The following is a 17,918-nucleotide window of genomic DNA, read 5'->3' on the forward strand; positions in this document are numbered from 1 at the left end:
AGGAGCCACGCCGATGCCCCGTTTTCGATGCCAACAGCAGCAAGGTTTCACACTGATTGAATTGCTAGTGAGCCTCTCCGTAGCCGGTATTCTCGTTGCTTGCGCATCACATGCCTGGAACGACCTCCTGCCCCGCTACCAGGTACGCTCAGCCACAATGACACTACACAGCCTGATCCGACAGGCCCGTGCCGGCGCGATCAGCGACGGCAATCGCATGCTCTGCGACGGACAGACGGGCTGCAGCAAATTCGAGAAGACACAGAAGGTATGGATGGGATTTGATCAAAATAATGATGGGACACTGAGCGCGTCGGAAATCATTGAACACTACCAACTCCCCGGCGCAACTCGCCTGGTCTGGAAGCGATTCAAGGGGGATGCTCTCGTATTCCACAACAGAGGTAACAGCCATTTCCAGAATGGCAGCTTCTATTTATGCAACCACGTCGCGGCAAGAAGAATTGTCATGAACTGGATTGGCCGCCCCAGAGTGGAAACAGCCAAACCAGAAGACTGCAGTTAGTGTTCTTTCCAGGAATCGTCAGTGCCAATCGTGCAGCCAGAGACTTTCATGCATGTTTGGCCCTCACTATTGAGCTTCAACACTTCCGTACCTGTCATTAAGCCCGTTTTCGGCGTCGTGGTAATCTCATACTGCTGGTTTCCGCCCCCCGTCACAGAGATTGCCGTAGTAAAATAGTCACTGTTAGCAAGCACTGGCGACAACTCCGACAATTTAGTATTCGCGTCTTCATAGGAAAAGTTCTTGGCCCGGTAACGCTCCAAGGCTCCCGATAAAGCCATCATCTCCCCTTGAGCTTCGGCCTGCCGAGTATCTTGAACATATCGGGTATAGCTGGGGTAAGCGATAGCAGCCAGAATGGCCACTACCACTACTACCACCATCAACTCAATCAGGGTAAAACCCCTTTCAGCTTGACTGCGAGTTCCCATCTTGATCGCACTCATGGATGCATCGCCTCCACCTTAAACTGGTTGGCTTCATCTTTTTCCATCTGGTACCAGCGACGCTTTCTCAAGTGATCAAACCCTTCATCATTGAGCCCAAGACACTCGGTGCCGACACAGCCGACCCCTTCGGTCGGGCCACCACTGCCATCACTACCACCAGGCATGTCAGTAAGAGCAGGAGGAATCCCGGTCTGCTTGAGCTCTGTTCGCGGAGGCTCATCGGCCACTCCATCATTGTTATAATCAACACCTGAACCCGTGAGAAGGTTAACGCGATACAGGGCTGCAGAACCGTATGTAACGGCACATGGCGATTCCTGTTGATCCTGTCGGGTAGGCGAATAAGAGGTAGCCGCCAGAACCGAAATGGTATTTTTATCATCATCCACCGTGGTATACACGGTTGGAGACGCTAAGATCTTTTCTCCATTAACCTGCATGGGGTAGAACCACCCCTTATCAGTGGTCGCAGGGGTTTCTGCCGATGCATTTGTCAGATCCTCCAGGCCCACTTCTGTCGGTGCCGCCTGGGCTGTCGTCATCGCTGTCTCGTCTTTTACGACAAAGAGCGCATCATCCACGCTTTCATCCAGCGGATGCGAGCGGTAACCGGAGCCGGCAACAACATAAAGCTTTTTCTTCCCGTCCTCGACAACGTAGACCACTGCAGGGGCATCGTAAAAACGGCGATTACCGCTGCCCCCCGCACCCCCCAATTGAGCCAGCCGGTGCACCGCCATCTTCTTGCCGCCACTCTGATCGATGTCGACCCGGAAAATCTGCCCCCCCAAATCGCCGAAATACAGAAAATCAGCCAGACCATCCAGGTTTTTATCAACCACAGAAATACTACCAGGCACGGACCATTTCATTTCACCGCCACTTGTAGACCATATTAATTTGCCCGTTTCTGCATTCACGATATAAATGGCATTACCCATTGAGTCGCCAGAATTACGTGCCTTACCCTGTCGATTATCGTTGTCGCTGGCACTATAGCCGCCACCAAAAACAAGCACTGGCACCTTCTTGTCCCCCACCATTATTTGCGTCAGCGTTGGTATGGACCAGCTTTGCCCAAGGTCAGAAAAACCGTTTGTCACCCCACCCTCGATTTTCCATTTAACTTTTGGAGACGTCTTGCTGGATACATCCAGTGCATAGTAAGTTCGCCCGCCTCGGCGCATCCCGCCATAGATATAAACGTGTTCAGGCTTTCCGGTTACCGGGTCCGTGGCATTGGGTTTACGCCATGCAACCCAGCTACCGTCCAGGCCATATGTCTGGCGCCGATTATCGTTCGTTAGTGGATACGTCTCAGAGGTATACTTCTCCGCCTGCTGAACAAACTCTTCAGGCATAAACGCGTAACTTTCAGAACCATCATCCGCGTTGATGGCATGTAACATGCCGCCATTCGTGGACACAAAAATCATATTGTTATTTTCATTCCCGCCATAGTTAATTAGCAGCGGAGCACTATGCAGGGGATCCCCCCACTGCACTTTTAATTTATTGGCAACATCCAGAACTTCATCGTCTGGGGCGTTAGCATCAAGCCCGAAGAATGCCGCCCAATCTTCCGGGTCATCCTCTACTTCTTGCCAGTCCAGCTTTTTGGCTACCGTTCCTGCGTTATAGTAAAGCTCACGATCAACGAGCTCTCCGCGCGCACCGCCTTTCTCCACATCAACCCCATCATCCTCATCACTCCACAGGCTGCGAGAATCCTTCTTGAAGTAGCCCGTATCAGGGTCGATCGCATTTCCGCCGGAAACCCCAACAATCTCACCATTTTTCAAACGGTAGCGCTTGAGGTTCCCCTCCCAGTTACTGTTCTTGTTAGGTGTAAAAACAGCATAGTAAAGCTGGTCAAGATACTGGAAGCGATTCATTTGGTTCACTGCCACACCAGGAGAAGACAGTGTGCGAGAATCCTTGTCCACCAAATCCAGAATTTCTTTAAACTCAGCAGCAAGCTCGTCAGCATTATCAGCAAACCTTACTTCTGCAGAGGGATCACCAAGCCCCGCCTCAGCAACGTTCTTCATATTTCTTGCTTGGCTTGAGTTTTTCCCAACGCCCAATGCGACTTGCCATGTCTTGACAGACTTTCGACTTCCTTCCACATCCTTGTCATCATTATATAGCCATTTTGCCAGTTTCGCCTGACAACTATAGCTCCCGTTGCAACCTCCGCCCGTAATTTTAGTCACCGATGAATAGTCACTGTCGGATGTGGGATCACCATCAGTCATGACGATAATATGATTACTCTCGCACTGATTCTTTAAATTGGTCGGAGAGTCATATTTTGAGTCATAGACATATTCCCATCTATACTTTTCGTACCCTGGGTACTGGCACCATTGATAGCAAACTCTTTTTCTTTCGACATTGACTGCCGGCCGCGGCTCGTTCTCTACCGCCTCGCCTCTTTCAGCATAATCGGTTGGACTGTAGCCCAACATGTAACGGGCAGCTTCGCTGTACGCCTCCATGGTAGGCGTATTAGAAGTACCTTCCAGACCATTTACAATCTGCTTAATTTCGGCCCTGGCGGTATCGTTCATTTCAGAAACAGGGTAGAAAACATACCCGCCATAGCCTGAGTTATCATAACCACCATTAAACTTTGCGAGCCCTACATCAATATCCGAACCCAGATTGTCAATCACTGTCGAAAATGCAGACTGCAGTTCCTGCATTTTAGTTCTATTACTATTAGGGGCGTCACGCTCCATACTCCCTGATGTATCAATCAGGAAAAGCACATTAGCCTTTGGTTTGTTTTCCGCGTTATCCGCATTCGCTTTAGCAAAAAATATTTCGGTATCATCCGCATACACGCCCGTAGGTGCCAGCGCACAAACCAGCATTAGCCCCATGATTGTTTTTACTGTATTCATATCTCCCCCTACTCGATTTCAGAGCCAGGCTTCAGGCCACGCTTTAACGCTTCCTGAAGGTGATGGTTATTCAGGTTAAAACTGGCCATGGTGCTCTCACCCAGCATCGCCACCTTGTAGTCCACATCAATCATTGATCCCGCCGACGTGCCAATTTCAGCCCCCTCCACAAGCGCATATCCATTCAATGTCGAGAAAGACTGCGCAACAATTAACCCTCTGGAATCGAGAGTATCGCCTTGGGCGCAGTCTCCAGCTTTAGCGGTATTTTCTTCCGTCACACATCGGGTGAGCCATTTCCCTCCCGCCAGATTGGTATAAAGGTCCGCACCGGACATGCCATTCAGCTCTTTATAGGCCCCCGTCAGGCTGGTTTCCGCAGCCTCAAAAGTCATAGCATCAGCCTGGGTTCCCGTGGCCACCTTTGCCGAAAACACGCTGGATTTCATGGCGGACACCCCAAGCAAGGACACCACCACCAGAATCAGTAATGCGACCACCAAGGCAGCCCCCTGCTGGCGTCGCCATGTCACGATATTGGTATTCATACAGCATCCCATTGGTAGTTACGCATTTTGACTGTGGACATAAAGATGCGACGAACAGAACGGTCTTCTGGCTCATCCACAGTCTTGGTCAGCACATAAAATCTCCGTGTTCCATCGCTTTCAGGTAGTGAATTGCTTTCCTCTTTGAGCAAAAGAGAAAATCGAACAGCGATGACAGGTGAACTGCCCTGAGAGCCAGCCTCAACATAGCGACTGACGTTTGCATAACCGTCCTTATTTTCATCAATGCCGTAAAGCACTTCAAAGGCCTCAATACCATCCAGCAACACCACACCATTACCTCCAGTCAGATTCCCCTGACAGACAAGCTCAGCATCGCTATTCACAAAATACGTATTCACCACTTCCGTCAGGTCGCTGACCACCGAGCCTTCGCAATCCGACAGGCCGTGATAACCGAGCGTCAACCGATCATAATCACTGCCGTTATCCGAGCCCGGCACTGTTCCTGAAAGAGTAAACCGAATCCCTTTTTCAGGGGGTAGCGCAGCAATTCCATCCCTTTCAAGACCAGCCCTGCGTAGATCAGACACGAGGAAACGCACGAAAAGTTGCCCGTTTTCCTGAACGCGGGACAACGTCTGCTGCAAGGCAAACGATTGCTGGTTAGCAAGAAATAATTGCAAGGCTGCCCCGGTTATCAGCAGCCCGAGCAACATCGCCACCATTAATTCAACCAGGCTGAACCCTTTACTTTTTTTCATCGCGCCACCTCTAGCACCACGCAAGACGTCCCTTCATCCGTGTTCACCCCATCATTGGTCATGCAGTCACCGGGCTCATCTTCGTTCCAGCTAATGACGACACAACTGATCCCGGCGGCATGCTGGCACTCGTCTACGGCGATCATCCCACCCGGCAACCGATTCGCAGCTTGCCAAGCCAGCATGTTGATATCCCAGGAAGCCAGATCATCGGAACTACAGGACTTGCTAATGCAATCATTCAGCTCTGCCGGCTTTTTCCCAGGAGTCACACTCCTATCTGGCCATTCATCGACATTTGTGTATGCCGCCATTGCTGCTTCATTGGTCAGGAAGCGCTCCAACGCATCCTGACCCAGCAAAGTTGCTTGTGCACGGTTGTTGGCATCTTCTGCCGCTTTCAGGGCGGTAAGCTGCATTCCCGCATAGCCAAGCACACCGATTGCCAGTACCAGCAAGGCCATCATCACCTCGATAAGCCCCACACCCCGTTGTTGTTTTCCTGTGATCTTCATCAGCTACAACTCTTCACTTCGTTGGTGACCTTGCCAAACGGCGATACGGTTATCGTTCTTCCTTGCTCTCCACTGCGGTCATCGCATAAAGAGAACTCCGCCTCACCCGCACCCGACAGACCATTGCTGCGAAATTCGATTTCGCTTAGTCCATCTTCAGAAACAATTTTTCCGCTACCCGTTGGTTGAAACTGCTGATTTTCTTCTGTGATGACCGATGCCGGATATTCAATCATCCAGCCAGCCCCCCAGTCATTGCCTGAAATCGGTTTGAGGACCACGGAAGTGCGGAGGTTGATCGCCTGAATGCGTGCCGTGTTTACCGCAGCAATAAAGTCAGCGGAGGTAGATCGGAGCGCGTTTCTTGCCTGAAAGTCGTTAAACGTCGGTACGGCGATAGCCAGAAGAACGCCCGCCACAACAACTCCAACCATCAACTCGATGATAGTAAAGCCAAACTGATTGCGGCTTTTAAATCCTGTTTTCATCCCTGCCCCGGTCTATCGGTTTTTGTACGTGGTATCACTCTAGCAAGGCGGGATATGCCTTCAATTGAATGGAGACCAGCGGAGCCTTGCTGTCGCCGAACGGTATAAGCTGCTGAAAAATAATGAGTTTTGGTACTTTAGTGTGTGAGAGGGCTCACACTTTAATCGTAGACTGATGCAGTTTTTTGCCCAATCTAAAGACTCAGACCTTAACGCGGGGGATGAACGGTCAAACAAGCGGGACAGGCGCTACGGGCGTAGCGCCTTGGGCATGGAAAAGCGGATATTTTCTTCACGGCCGGGGATTTCTTCGGCGTCTTCGCCTCCCAGGCTTTTGAGGGTGGCGATGACTTGCTGCACCAGGTCTTCAGGCGCGCTGGCGCCGGCGGTAACACCGACAGTGGTTTTCCCTTTCAGCCAGTCCGCATCAATCTGCGACGGCTCATCGATCAGGTAGGCATCGGCACCGCAGCGCTCGGCCAGCTCACGCAGACGATTGGAGTTGGAGCTGTTTACCGAACCAACCACCAGCACCAGGCCGCATTCCAGTGCCAGCTGACGCACGGCGTCCTGGCGGTTGGTCGTGGCGTAGCAGATATCTTCACGTTTAGGGCCAAGGATAGCCGGGAAGCGCTGGCGCAAGGCATCAATGACTCTGGCGGTATCGTCCACGCTCAGGGTGGTCTGGGTCACGAATGCCAGTTTGCTCTCGTCGCGAACCGTCAGGCTCGCCACATCGGCTTCGTCTTCCACCAGATAAATGTCACCGCCATAGGATTTGTCGTATTGCCCCATGGTGCCTTCCACCTCCGGATGGCCGGCGTGGCCAATCAGGATACTTTCGCGGCCTTCACGGGCATAACGGATAACCTCCATATGCACCTTGGTGACCAGCGGGCAGGTGGCGTCGAAGACCTTCAACTGACGCCGCTCCGCCTCTTCCTGCACCGCTCTGGAGACCCCGTGGGCGCTGAAAATGACAATGGCGTCGTCCGGCACTTCGTGCAGTTCTTCCACAAAGACCGCGCCGCGCTGACGCAGGTCTTCCACCACATAGCGGTTATGCACCACTTCGTGACGAACATGAATCGGCGGCCCGAACACTTCCAGCGCCCGGTTGACGATATCGATGGCACGATCCACCCCGGCACAAAAGCCACGGGGGTTGGCGAGACGAATTTCCATAAATCAGCTGGTCGTTGACGGTTGATAATTGACAGCGGAAAACCACAAACATTCCGCGAACCGGCGCCGTGAGCGCTTACCTGAGCACCTTCCTCTTTTCACCCTCAACTGTCCAATCTCAATTGAGGGTAACAGGCTGCTCAGGGGCATAACGCTCAATACCGATAATCTCCACTTCAAAAGTGAGATCCCGGCCCGCCAGTGGATGATTGAAGTCCACCATCACCCACTCATCGTCCGCCTTGCTGATTACCCCCGGCAGCTCGGCGCCCGCCGCATCGGCAAAGCTGAGCACCATGCCGGGCTCCAGGGAATCATGCTCGGCGAAGGTGTCGCGGGTGAAATGCTGCACATTCTGCTCGTTGTATTCGCCGAACGCCTTGGCGGCTTCCAGGAAGACGCTGCGGCGATCGCCGGCCTTGAGGCCGCGGATGGCATTTTCAAAACCGGGCAGCAGGGACTCATCCCCCCACACAAAAGAAGCCGGCTCACCATCAAAGGTGGAATCCAGGTCCGTGCCGTCCATCAGGCGCACAGCAAAATGCAGGGTAATCCGGGTCTCCGGGCCTGCGCGCAGTAACTCAGTCATTATCTTTGGGCTCCTTTATGGCTCCCAGCAGCATATCCAGCAGAATCAAGCCGGCACCGATAGTGATGGCAGTGTCAGCAATATTGAAGGCCGGAAAATGATAATCGCCCCAATAGAAGTCGAGAAAATCCACCACATGCCCCAGCACCAACCGATCGTAGAAATTGCCCAGAGCACCGGCAAGAATCAGCGACAGAGCCACTCCTTGCAGTTTCTCAGCAGCAGTAAGCCGAGTCAGCCAGATCAAAATCATCACCGATGCACCCACGGCGATAGCGGTAAAGAACCAACGCTGCCAGCCACCGGCATCGGCCAGAAAGCTGAAGGCCGCCCCACTGTTATAGGCCAGGGTCAAATTGAAATGCGGGAACACTTCCAAACGCTCATACAGGGAAAACACCGCGACCACTTCATGCTTGGTCCACTGGTCCAACGCAATGATCAAAGCCGTCAGCCACAGCCAGCTCAGCTGACCAGGCAGCCGTTTCTTTGTACTGTCCGGCGTCTTGCGCCCGGCATCCGACGTATTATCAGGCATAGTGTCGAACCTCGCCGTCGCCATCCACATTGGTAATGCAGCGGCCGCACAGCTCAGGATGCTCCGCGTGGCTACCTACGTCCGGCTGGTGATGCCAGCAGCGAGCGCACTTGGCATGATCCGAAGCCAGCACCTGCACTTTCAGGCCCGCCACGGCGGTATCTTCCAGTTCTGCCGGCGCATCAGACAACGGTTTGAGAACCGCGTCGGAGGTAATGGTGACAAAACGCAATTCATCACCGAGACGCTGCAACAACGCACTCTGCTCGGCATCCACAAACAACACCACCTCCGCACTCAAGCTACCCTTGATCAGCTTGGCTGCACGAGCGCCTTCGATGGCCTTGTTCACTGCCTGCTTGGCATCCTGCACCTTGTCCCAGAACGCCCGGCCCATATCGGCATCGTCGGCCAGCGCAAACAGGCCGTCGTACCACTCGGTCAGGAACACGGAATCGAGCCGCTCACCGGGCAAGTTCTCGTAGATTTCCTCGGCGGTGAAACTGAGCACCGGTGCCATCCAGCGCACCAGCGCTTGGGCGATATGGTACAAGGCTGTCTGACAGGAGCGCCGTGCCACGGAATCGGCCTGGGTGGTGTACTGGCGATCCTTGATGATATCCAGATAAAAACCGCCCAGATCCAGGGCGCAGAAGTTATGCAGCTTTTGGTAGACCTGATGGAAGTGATAGCCGTCGTACAGGTCTTTAATCTCAGCCTGCACTTGAAGCGCCCGGTCCACAATATAGCGGTCCAGCGCCAGCATTTGCTCCGGCTGCAGCGCATCCGTCCCAGGCTCGAAACCGCTCAGGTTGGAGAGCAGGAAACGGCTGGTATTGCGAATGCGGCGGTAGCTGTCACCCATCTGCTTGAGGATGTCTTTGGACACGGACATCTCGCCGCGGTAGTCCGTGGCGCAGACCCACAAGCGCAGAATATCGGCACCCAGATCGTTCCAGACTTCCTGTGGCGCAATCACGTTGCCGATCGACTTGGACATCTTGCGGCCGTGCTCATCCACGGTGAAACCATGGGTCAACACGGTGCTGTACGGCGCCGCATCACGGATCGCCAGGCTGGTCAGCAGTGACGACTGGAACCAGCCCCGATGCTGGTCCGAGCCTTCCAGATACAGGTCCGCCGGCGCGCGCAGCTGCTCGCGCTGGTCCAGCACACAATAATGGGTGACACCGGAGTCAAACCACACGTCCAGCGTATCGGTGACCTTGCTGTACTGATCCGCTTGCTCGCCCAGCAGCTCCGCCGGATCCAGATCGAACCAGGCATCAATACCTTCTTTCTCTACTCGCGCAGCCACCTGTTCGATCAGGGCCGGAGTGTCAGGATGAAGCTCACTGGTTTCCTTGTTAACGAAAAGGGCAATCGGCACGCCCCAGGTGCGCTGACGGGAAATACACCAGTCCGGGCGATCGGTCAGCATGCCTTCGATACGCGCCTTACCCCACTCGGGCAACCACTGCACCTTGTCGACTTCCTGGCGGGCACGGGGCAGCAGACCCGCCTGATCCATGGACACGAACCACTGCGCGGTGGCGCGGAAAATCAACGGCGTTTTATGACGCCAGCAATGGGGGTAGCTGTGTTCAATCTTCGCCAGCTTCACCAGATTGCCGCTCTCTTGCAGCGCCTCGATCACCGGCTCGTTTGCCTTGCTCACATGCAGACCACCCACTACTGGCAGATCCTCACGGAACAGGCCGTTATCCAGCACCGGGCTGATCGGATCCAGGTCGTACTGCTTGCCCACCACAAAGTCATCAGCACCATGACCCGGCGCGGTATGCACCAGGCCGGTACCGGCATCGGTGGTGACATGCTCGCCGAAGATCACTGGCACCTGGGCATCCAGGAACGGGTGCTGCAGGCCCAGCATTTCCAGCTTGCTGCCTGTAACGGTCGCCGAACGGGACACATTGTCCAGCCCCCAGCGCGTCACCAAATCATCAGCCAACGCCTCCGCCACCAGCAGCTCACGGGGCGCACCGTCCAGCTCCCCGGACAGCAATACATAGTCCAGTTCCGGGTGCACCGCCACCGCCCGGTTGGCTGGCAGGGTCCAGGGCGTGGTAGTCCAGATCACCAGCGCCGGGGCGCTGGCCTCAATGCCGGTGCGAGCCACAAAATCAGCGACATCAGCCACCGGGAATGCCACATCAATGGCTGGCGAAATCTTGTCCTCATACTCCACTTCCGCTTCCGCCAACGCGGAGGCGCAATCCAGACACCAATGCACAGGCTTGAAGCCCTGCTGCAGGTGACCGTTATCCACGATCTTGCCCAACGAGCGGATGATGTTCGCCTCGAAGGCAAAATCCATGGTCAGATAGGGATTGTCCCAGTCACCAAACACGCCCAGGCGCATAAAGTCGGACTTTTGTCCGGCCACTTGCTTGCTGGCATATTCACGGCATTTTTTACGGAAGGTGCCGGCATCCACCTTGTGCCCAGCCTTGCCGACTTTCTTCTCCACCATCAGCTCGATGGGCAAGCCATGACAATCCCAGCCCGGCACATAGGGCGCATCGAAGCCCGCCAGGGTGCGGGACTTGACGATCATGTCCTTGAGGATCTTGTTCACCGCATGGCCGATATGAATATCGCCGTTGGCGTAGGGAGGGCCATCATGAAGAATGAACTTGGGTCGGCCGGCAAAGGTCTCGCGAATCTTCTGGTACAGCTGCTTTTGCTGCCACTCTTTGAGCCGCGCAGGTTCACGCTGGGACAGGCCGGCTTTCATCGGAAAGCCGGTTTGGGGAAGGTTTAGCGTTGCCTTGTAGTCCGTCATGATTCCGCTTATTACACCGTAGGCATATCAAAAAAAGCCCGAACCGCGTCCACATCCTGCCGGATGGCAGTCTTGAGTTGGTCCAGATCCGCGAATTTTTCTTCCGGGCGCACATAATGGCGAAAAGCCACGGTCAGGTGTGCGCCATAAAGGCTGTCTTGATGCATGTGCTGCGCGTCGCCCGAACCAGAACCAGCCGCCGAATCACTGTAATCCAGCAGGTAGACCTCCAGGCGATTTTCCGTGCCATTCACCGTGGGCCGCGTGCCCATATTGGCTGCCCCTGGCTGGTCGGCCAGTCCGGCACCGGTGACCGTCACCGCAAAGACCCCGTGTAAAGGGGACTGCAACCGCTTCAGCGCCAGATTCACCGTGGGCAGGCCGAGGGTCCGGCCGATCTTGTCACCATGGCGCACCCGCCCACTGATGGCAAAAGGCCGACCCAGCAAGCGCTCTGCCAGAGCGAAATCGCCGTCGCACAGCGCCGCCCGCACTCGTGTGCTGGACACCCGCTCACCATCGACCTCACAGGTGGCGGTATCTGTCACCGCAAAACCGAATTGCGTGCCAGCCCGCTGCAGGTAGGCGAAATCACCATCCCGGCCACAACCGAAACGGAAATCATCCCCCACCACCAGATATTCCACGCCCAGGCCATCCACCAACAGGGCTTTCACGAAAGCCTCTGCGGTCAGTGAGCGGAAGCGCTCATCAAAGCGCACACACAGCACCTGATCCACACCAGCCTCGCGCAGGGCGATCAACTTGTCGCGCAGCGACATCAGCCGTGGCGGCGCAGTCTGGGGAGAAAAAAATTCCTGGGGCTGCGGCTCAAACAACATCACCGTGGATTTCAAACCACGACGACGGGCCTCTGCGATCACTTGATCCAGAATGCGCTGGTGACCCTGATGCACTCCATCGAAATTGCCGATGGTAGCCACACAGCCGCGATGCGTGTCGCGCAGATTGTGAATGCCGCGAATCAGTCGCATCTCACCCTCATATCAAAAGACGCCAGATTATACAGCGTTGAGCAGGCCCACGACACACGCCGGGGCGCCACAATGCGAAATCACTAACGGCGCAGGTGCCGCACCCGCAAACCTAACACCACCAGAGACGACAAATAAATTGCCACGCCAGCGACCACGATCAAGGACAGCCAGCCGACCCGGGGCCATACCCCGGCTTCATTCCACACCGTCGTCTGCAACGACAACCAGTAGCACGCCGCCACCATAGCCGCCCCGGCCAACAACATCCGCAACCATTGCAACGCCCAACCCGACAACGGCTGATACACCCCACTACGACGCAGGCCCAGATACAGTAAACCGGCATTCAGCCAAGCCGATAGCGCCATGGCCGAGGCCAGCCCCACATGGCGCCACTCCCACACCAGCAAGGCGCCCAGCAGCATATTGGCCAGCATGGCCAACACCCCGATACGCACCGGGGTGCGAGTATCCTGTCGGGCATAGAAGCCCGGCGCCAACACCTTGATCAGCATGGCCGCCAGCAACCCGGCGCTGTAGGCCCGCAGCGAGGCCGCTGTCTTTGTCACATCAAAGGCGGAAAACTCCCCGTACTGGAACAGCGTAGACAGCAGCGGCTCAGCCAGAGCGAACAACGCCAGTGCCGCCGGCAAGCCTATCAGCAGCACCATGCGAATAGCCCAGTCCAGCGTGCGCGAGAACGCCTCTGGCGAGACATCCGCATGCTTGCTGGACAGGCTGGGCAAAATCACCGTGCCAATGGCCACCGCAAAAATCCCCAGCGGCAGCTCAATCAGACGGTCCGTGTAGTACAGCCAGGTCACCGACCCGGTTTCCAGCATGGAGGCCAGAATCGTGTTGACCAGGGAGTTGAGCTGATACACCGAGGCCCCGAACAGGGCCGGCGCCATCAGTTTCATGATCTTGCGCACACCCGGGTCACGCCACCCCATGCGCGGGATCGGCATCAGATTCAGCCGGGCCAGGAAGGGCAACTGGAATAACAACTGCACCACCCCAGCAATCAATACCCCCCAGGCCAGCGCCACCGCCATGCGGTCTTCAGCAAAGTGCGGCGCCAAAAACAGGGCGCAACCGATCAGGCTCAGGTTCAGCAACACCGGAGTGAAAGCCGGTACGGCAAAGCGGTTCCAGCTATTGAGAATGCCACCGGCGAACGCCGTCAGCGCAATAAAGAAAAGATAAGGAAACGTCAGGCGCAGCATCTCTACCGTCAGCGCCCTTTTTGCCGGGTCATCGCCAAAACCGGGCGCAAACACCCAGATAATCGCCGGCGCGGCCAGCACACCCACCAACGTCACCAGCACAAGGGTGCCCCCAAGGGTGCCGGCCACCCGGTCCACCAGCAATTTCGTGGCGGCCATGCTGCCATTGCTGCGGTATTCGCTGAGCACCGGCACAAAAGCCTGATTAAACGCCCCCTCAGCAAACAACCGGCGCAGGAAATTGGGAATTTTCAGGGCCACAAAAAAAGCATCGGCCCCGGCAGACGCACCCAACATCCGGGCAATCACCACATCGCGCACCAATCCCAGCACCCGTGACAGCATGGTCATGGTTGCCACCACGGCGGTGGAGGCCAGTAAACCTGCCTTTTTCGGGGGCTGCTCGGGGGTATCAGTCATGGTTGCTCCAGGAAACCGGTGAAGGTTAACGAAAGGCCACCCAAACCGCCAGAGAGGCACGTGCCAATCATCATTTCAGCGGGCTTTTCCCATTGACACAGGCCGCCTTGATCGGCATAGTTGCGCGTCTTTAGACCGTGACCCGTGTGTTTTTTGACCATAGATTGGCTTCTAACACCCAGGTCGGCCCTTCAGGGCCAGTGTCGTAAACCGAATTTGACCTCGAATTTTAGATAGGAGCAGGACCTTGGCTAACTCACCGCAAGCACGCAAGCGTGCGCGTCAGGCGGAAAATCGCCGTCAGCACAACGCAGCGATGCGCTCCATGGTGCGCACATACCTGAAGAAGGTGAACGCGGCTATTGCGTCCGGCGACCAAGGCAGCGCTCAGGAAGCTTACAACCAGGCGGTGTCTGTGCTGGACAAAGCCACCCGCAAGGGCAAGTTTCACCCGAACAAGGCCGCTCGTCACAAGAGCCGCCTGAACACCAAGATCAAGGCGATGGCTGCCTAAGCTCTTTGGTGGACATAAAAAAACCGGCCTTGAGCCGGTTTTTTTATGTCCACCAAACGCTGGCACGCCTCACGCAACACGCCGACCTGCGGCCGCACGCAAGCCTAGATTAACGGTTAGCGTGCATGCGTTTCGCTTGTTGCGTGAAGCATCTCACTCAAACACCACCAGATTATCCCGGTGGATCAGTTCTTCCTCATTCATAAAGCCCAGAACATCAGCGATCTCGGCGCTCTTCTTGCGGCAAATTCGGCGCGCATCCGCCGCATCGTAATTCACCAGACCGCAGCCGATCCGCTCGCCCTGCTCATCCTCACACGCCACCATCTCGCCACGGGAAAACTGACCAAACACATCCACCACCCCCACCGGCAGCAAACTCGAGCCGCCATCACGCAAACGCGCCACCGCCCCGGCATCCAGCACCAGGCGCCCGCGCATCTGCAAATGCCCGGCCAACCACTGCTTGCGGGCGTTCATGGGCGAGGTATCCGGCAACAACGTCGTGCCCGGCCCCTGGCCATCCGCCAACTCGATAAGCACTTCCGGGCTACGCCCGGAGGCAATAGTGGTAATCGCACCCGAGCGAGCGGCCAACTTGCCAGCCCGCACCTTGGTGGCCATACCACCGCGCCCCAATAAACCGCCACCACCAGCGACACGGGCAATGGCCGGGTCCGAGGCCCGGGCCTCGCGGATCAGATTAGCATCGGCATTGTTGCGCGGATCTGCATCGAACAGGCCCTCCTGATCCGTGAGAATCAGCAGCCGGTCCGCCTCTACCAGATTCGCCACCAGCGCTGCCAGGGTATCGTTATCCCCAAAACGGATTTCGTCGGTGACCACGGTATCGTTCTCATTCACCACCGGCACCACACCAAACCCCAGCAGGGTCAGCAAGGTAGAGCGAGCATTGAGATAGCGCTTGCGATCAGACAGATCGTCGTGGGTGAGCAGCACCTGGGCGGTATGCAACTGATGCTGCTGAAAGCGGGACTCCCAGGCCTGCACCAACCCCATCTGCCCCACCGCAGCGGCGGCCTGCAATTCATGCACGGAATCCGGACGCACCGACCAGCCCAGCCGGGTCATCCCCTCTGCCACCGCCCCGGATGACACAATAACCACTTCGATGCCGCGCTCACGCAGCGCCACCATGCGGTCCACCCAGGTTTGCATGAGCGCACAGTCCAGTCCCTTGCCATCATTGGTCAGCAGGGCACTGCCTATCTTGATTACCCAACGCTGGCGATCCGCCACGCTCACTCCTTATTCCCTGGGCCGAAGATCTGATAGCACTTGCCGATCGCGCAGCAAAAGCTGCTCGCTAAGGCTCGTAGACGATTTCCACGTCGTGATCATCATCGTCGTCGTCATCACTGTCGTTTTCTCGAGCGCGTCGAGCCTCGGCCTTGAGCTCCTGCACTTTTTCGCGAGCCTCTTCCTCAAGCCGGGCGCGCAGATCCAGCTGCGCCGCAGCGTAGGCCGGGTCTTCCTGCTCCAGACGACGGCGATCCTCAATCGCATTCATCAGGGCATAGACCAGATCGTCACAGCCCACACCAGCGGCGGCCGAAACCTTGAAGACCGGCCCCTGCCAGCCCAGTTCATCCACGATGGCATCCGCCTGCGCCTGGGCCTCGTCATCGGCCATCAGATCGATTTTGTTGAAGACCAACCAGCGCTCCTGCTCCGCCAATGCCGGGGAAAACCGGTCCAGCTCATCAGCAATCGCATCAATATGATTCGCCGGGCTGGAGCCGTCCATGGGCGCCAGGTCCACCACGTGCAACAACAAACGGGTGCGCGCCAAATGCTTGAGGAAACGGATCCCCAGGCCAGCGCCATCCGCCGCCCCTTCGATCAGGCCGGGAATGTCCGCCACCACAAAGCTGCGGTAGCGGTCCGCCTTCACCACCCCGAGATTCGGGATCAAGGTGGTAAACGGATAATCCGCCACTTTCGGCTTGGCCGCGGAAATGGCACGAATCAGCGTACTCTTGCCCGCATTGGGCATCCCCAACAGCCCCACATCCGCCAGCACCTTCAGCTCCAGACGCAAGCGCCGGGATTCGCCGGGCTTGCCCTTGGTGGTTTTACGCGGCGCCTGGTTCACACTGCTCTTGAAGTGGATATTGCCGAGCCCGCCACGACCGGCCTGGGCCACCATCACTGGCTTGTCGGTGTTAGTCAGGTCCGCCAGCACCTCTTCCGTATCCAGGTCGACCACGGTGGTGCCCACCGGCACATAGAGAATGACATCGTCAGCGGATTTGCCGGTCATCTGCCGGCCCTTGCCCGGCTCACCATTACGCGCCTTGAAGATACGGTCGTACCGGTAATCCACCAGGGTGTTGATATTGGTATCGGCCTGCACATAGACATGACCACCGGCACCACCGTCACCGCCGTCCGGCCCGCCGAACTCCACGTATTTCTCGCGACGAAAACTCAGACAGCCGTCACCGCCCTTTCCGGCATGGACATCAATAGTGGCTTCATCGACAAATTGCATGGGGAACAGACTCTCAACGGGGTAGATGCCATTTTACGGCATAAGGTACGACTTGGAACACGGAAAACACATACAAAAAAGCCCCGCGGGCGAGAGCCTCACGGGGCTTTTCAGGATCCCTCAGGATCAGGCCACGGGCTCGATTACCACATATTTGCGGCTCAGCGGGCCTTTGACTTCAAACTTCACACGACCGGTTTCCTTGGCAAAGATGGTGTGGTCTTTGCCCATGCCGGCGTTTACGCCAGCGTGGAATTTGGTGCCGCGTTGGCGAACAATGATTTCACCCGCGCTGACAACCTGGCCGCCATAGCGTTTCACGCCAAGGCGTTTACTTTCCGAATCGCGACCGTTACGAGTACTACCACCGGCTTTTTTATGCGCCATGTCTCAATCCTCTCTACTCAATTTCTAAAAATCAGGTCTTAAGGATCAGCCCTGGATCCCGGTGATTTTCACCGCAGTGTACCACTGACGGTGACCCTGTTGCTTACGGGAATGCTTACGGCGACGGAACTTCACAATCTTGATCTTCTTGTGACGGCCCTGCTCCAGCACTTCCGCGGTTACCTTGGCACCATCCAGCATGGGCTGGCCGACTTTCACGTCGTCGCCATTGGCAACCAGCAGCACCTGGTCGAAATCAACGGATTCGCCGGTGGCTACTTCAATTTTCTCGATGCGAACAACATCGCCTTCTTCAACGCGATACTGCTTACCACCGGTTTTGATTACTGCGTACATGTGTGTGCTCCAGCACAACTCCACTCAGGCGGGCGATCCACGGCGTCCACGACACCTTCAACAGTGTGGGAAACAGCCACCACCACTTGCAAGCCAGGCAGAGGATGAAATTGGGTCGCGAAGTGTACGCTAAGCAACCAGGGCCTACAAGCCTTTCCTTCTCGCCTTGACCCAGTAATCACGGGGGCTGCGGTTTTCTTGACTACCCGCCAGCCACTGCTAG

At 56.3% G+C, this 17,918-nt stretch carries 18 protein-coding genes; 2 read left to right on the plus strand and 16 right to left on the minus strand.

Going from position 1 to position 17,918, the window contains the following annotated elements; genetic code table 11:
* The first annotated feature begins 13 nt into the window (after positions 1 to 13).
* The gene (locus tag CL546_RS05075; RefSeq protein WP_290493390.1) at positions 14 to 526 is read left to right on the plus strand and encodes a GspH/FimT family pseudopilin; all 513 of its coding nucleotides are present in this window, start codon (positions 14 to 16) and stop codon (positions 524 to 526) included.
* Here the strand turns inward: CL546_RS05075 and CL546_RS05080 are convergent.
* The 12 genes from CL546_RS05080 to murJ all read right to left on the minus strand — a co-directional run bounded on the left by CL546_RS05080 (position 523) and on the right by murJ (position 13,922).
* On the minus strand, positions 523 to 972 hold the full coding sequence (locus tag CL546_RS05080) for a type IV pilin protein (protein ID WP_290493391.1): 450 nt from the start codon (positions 970 to 972) through the stop codon (positions 523 to 525). The two genes, CL546_RS05075 and CL546_RS05080, sit on opposite strands and share 4 nt — an antisense overlap.
* On the minus strand, positions 969 to 3,884 hold the full coding sequence (locus CL546_RS05085) for a PilC/PilY family type IV pilus protein (RefSeq protein WP_290493393.1): 2,916 nt from the start codon (positions 3,882 to 3,884) through the stop codon (positions 969 to 971). Before CL546_RS05085 ends, CL546_RS05080 begins: the two co-directional genes overlap by 4 nt.
* Positions 3,885 to 3,892: 8 nt before the next feature.
* On the minus strand, positions 3,893 to 4,432 hold the full coding sequence (locus tag CL546_RS05090) for a PilX N-terminal domain-containing pilus assembly protein (RefSeq protein WP_290493395.1): 540 nt from the start codon (positions 4,430 to 4,432) through the stop codon (positions 3,893 to 3,895).
* Entirely contained in the window at positions 4,429 to 5,157 is a 729-nt protein-coding gene (locus tag CL546_RS05095) for a PilW family protein (RefSeq protein ID WP_290493397.1), read from the minus strand. Before CL546_RS05095 ends, CL546_RS05090 begins: the two co-directional genes overlap by 4 nt.
* Positions 5,154 to 5,672 carry a type IV pilus modification protein PilV gene (pilV, locus tag CL546_RS05100; RefSeq protein ID WP_290493399.1) on the minus strand — a complete coding sequence of 173 codons (519 nt, stop codon included), beginning with the start codon at positions 5,670 to 5,672 and terminating at the stop codon, positions 5,154 to 5,156. The genes CL546_RS05095 and pilV overlap by 4 nt, the downstream gene beginning before the upstream one ends.
* Complete coding sequence (locus tag CL546_RS05105) at positions 5,672 to 6,160, minus strand: GspH/FimT family pseudopilin (RefSeq protein WP_290493400.1); 489 nt, start codon at positions 6,158 to 6,160, stop codon at positions 5,672 to 5,674. Before CL546_RS05105 ends, pilV begins: the two co-directional genes overlap by 1 nt.
* A gap of 249 nt (positions 6,161 to 6,409) precedes the next feature.
* The gene (gene ispH / locus CL546_RS05110; protein WP_290493402.1) at positions 6,410 to 7,345 is read right to left on the minus strand and encodes a 4-hydroxy-3-methylbut-2-enyl diphosphate reductase; all 936 of its coding nucleotides are present in this window, start codon (positions 7,343 to 7,345) and stop codon (positions 6,410 to 6,412) included.
* A gap of 118 nt (positions 7,346 to 7,463) precedes the next feature.
* Positions 7,464 to 7,934 carry an FKBP-type peptidyl-prolyl cis-trans isomerase gene (locus tag CL546_RS05115; protein WP_290493404.1) on the minus strand — a complete coding sequence of 157 codons (471 nt, stop codon included), beginning with the start codon at positions 7,932 to 7,934 and terminating at the stop codon, positions 7,464 to 7,466.
* Entirely contained in the window at positions 7,927 to 8,472 is a 546-nt protein-coding gene (gene lspA / locus CL546_RS05120) for a signal peptidase II (protein ID WP_290493406.1), read from the minus strand. The genes CL546_RS05115 and lspA overlap by 8 nt, the downstream gene beginning before the upstream one ends.
* A complete protein-coding gene (ileS, locus tag CL546_RS05125) occupies positions 8,465 to 11,278 on the minus strand; it encodes an isoleucine--tRNA ligase (protein ID WP_290493407.1) in 2,814 nt (937 codons plus the stop codon). Before ileS ends, lspA begins: the two co-directional genes overlap by 8 nt.
* Before the next feature lie 11 nt (positions 11,279 to 11,289).
* Positions 11,290 to 12,273 (minus strand): bifunctional riboflavin kinase/FAD synthetase, encoded by a 984-nt coding sequence (gene ribF / locus CL546_RS05130; protein WP_290493409.1) that lies wholly within the window; start codon positions 12,271 to 12,273, stop codon positions 11,290 to 11,292.
* Between the two features lie 83 nt (positions 12,274 to 12,356).
* Positions 12,357 to 13,922, minus strand: coding sequence for a murein biosynthesis integral membrane protein MurJ (murJ, locus tag CL546_RS05135; RefSeq protein ID WP_290493411.1), 1,566 nt, complete (start codon positions 13,920 to 13,922; stop codon positions 12,357 to 12,359).
* 247 nt (positions 13,923 to 14,169) lie between these two features.
* Between murJ and rpsT the strand changes: the two genes are divergently transcribed.
* Positions 14,170 to 14,436, plus strand: a complete 267-nt coding sequence (rpsT, locus tag CL546_RS05140; protein WP_011587742.1) for a 30S ribosomal protein S20 — start codon at positions 14,170 to 14,172, stop codon at positions 14,434 to 14,436.
* Between the two features lie 153 nt (positions 14,437 to 14,589).
* On the opposite strand, the gene proB is transcribed toward rpsT, so the two are convergent.
* The 4 genes from proB to rplU form a co-directional block, all read right to left on the minus strand.
* Positions 14,590 to 15,696, minus strand: a complete 1,107-nt coding sequence (proB, locus tag CL546_RS05145; RefSeq protein WP_290493417.1) for a glutamate 5-kinase — start codon at positions 15,694 to 15,696, stop codon at positions 14,590 to 14,592.
* A 67-nt stretch (positions 15,697 to 15,763) separates the two neighbouring features.
* Entirely contained in the window at positions 15,764 to 16,951 is a 1,188-nt protein-coding gene (gene cgtA / locus CL546_RS05150) for an Obg family GTPase CgtA (protein ID WP_290493418.1), read from the minus strand.
* 126 nt (positions 16,952 to 17,077) lie between these two features.
* Positions 17,078 to 17,338 carry a 50S ribosomal protein L27 gene (gene rpmA, locus CL546_RS05155; protein ID WP_007149973.1) on the minus strand — a complete coding sequence of 87 codons (261 nt, stop codon included), beginning with the start codon at positions 17,336 to 17,338 and terminating at the stop codon, positions 17,078 to 17,080.
* 45 nt (positions 17,339 to 17,383) lie between these two features.
* On the minus strand, positions 17,384 to 17,695 hold the full coding sequence (gene rplU / locus CL546_RS05160) for a 50S ribosomal protein L21 (protein WP_007148862.1): 312 nt from the start codon (positions 17,693 to 17,695) through the stop codon (positions 17,384 to 17,386).
* Positions 17,696 to 17,918: the final 223 nt, after the last annotated feature.

Origin of the sequence: Alcanivorax sp. (genome assembly GCF_002726155.1) — a bacterium.
In the GTDB taxonomy this organism is placed as follows: Bacteria; Pseudomonadota; Gammaproteobacteria; order Pseudomonadales; family Alcanivoracaceae; genus Alcanivorax.

Excerpts from the sequence above, each read along its gene's own strand:
- CL546_RS05075 (WP_290493390.1), top strand. The coding sequence starts at position 14 with ATGCCCCGTTTTCGATGCCAACAGCAGCAAGGTTTCACACTGATTGAA.
- CL546_RS05080 (WP_290493391.1), bottom strand. The coding sequence starts at position 972 with ATGAGTGCGATCAAGATGGGAACTCGCAGTCAAGCTGAAAGGGGTTTT.
- CL546_RS05085 (WP_290493393.1), bottom strand. The coding sequence starts at position 3,884 with ATGAATACAGTAAAAACAATCATGGGGCTAATGCTGGTTTGTGCGCTG.
- CL546_RS05090 (WP_290493395.1), bottom strand. The coding sequence starts at position 4,432 with ATGAATACCAATATCGTGACATGGCGACGCCAGCAGGGGGCTGCCTTG.
- CL546_RS05095 (WP_290493397.1), bottom strand. The coding sequence starts at position 5,157 with ATGAAAAAAAGTAAAGGGTTCAGCCTGGTTGAATTAATGGTGGCGATG.
- pilV (WP_290493399.1), bottom strand. The coding sequence starts at position 5,672 with ATGAAGATCACAGGAAAACAACAACGGGGTGTGGGGCTTATCGAGGTG.
- CL546_RS05105 (WP_290493400.1), bottom strand. The coding sequence starts at position 6,160 with ATGAAAACAGGATTTAAAAGCCGCAATCAGTTTGGCTTTACTATCATC.
- ispH (WP_290493402.1), bottom strand. The coding sequence starts at position 7,345 with ATGGAAATTCGTCTCGCCAACCCCCGTGGCTTTTGTGCCGGGGTGGAT.
- CL546_RS05115 (WP_290493404.1), bottom strand. The coding sequence starts at position 7,934 with ATGACTGAGTTACTGCGCGCAGGCCCGGAGACCCGGATTACCCTGCAT.
- lspA (WP_290493406.1), bottom strand. The coding sequence starts at position 8,472 with ATGCCTGATAATACGTCGGATGCCGGGCGCAAGACGCCGGACAGTACA.
- ileS (WP_290493407.1), bottom strand. The coding sequence starts at position 11,278 with ATGACGGACTACAAGGCAACGCTAAACCTTCCCCAAACCGGCTTTCCG.
- ribF (WP_290493409.1), bottom strand. The coding sequence starts at position 12,273 with ATGCGACTGATTCGCGGCATTCACAATCTGCGCGACACGCATCGCGGC.
- murJ (WP_290493411.1), bottom strand. The coding sequence starts at position 13,922 with ATGACTGATACCCCCGAGCAGCCCCCGAAAAAGGCAGGTTTACTGGCC.
- cgtA (WP_290493418.1), bottom strand. The coding sequence starts at position 16,951 with ATGCAATTTGTCGATGAAGCCACTATTGATGTCCATGCCGGAAAGGGC.
- rpmA (WP_007149973.1), bottom strand. The coding sequence starts at position 17,338 with ATGGCGCATAAAAAAGCCGGTGGTAGTACTCGTAACGGTCGCGATTCG.
- rplU (WP_007148862.1), bottom strand. The coding sequence starts at position 17,695 with ATGTACGCAGTAATCAAAACCGGTGGTAAGCAGTATCGCGTTGAAGAA.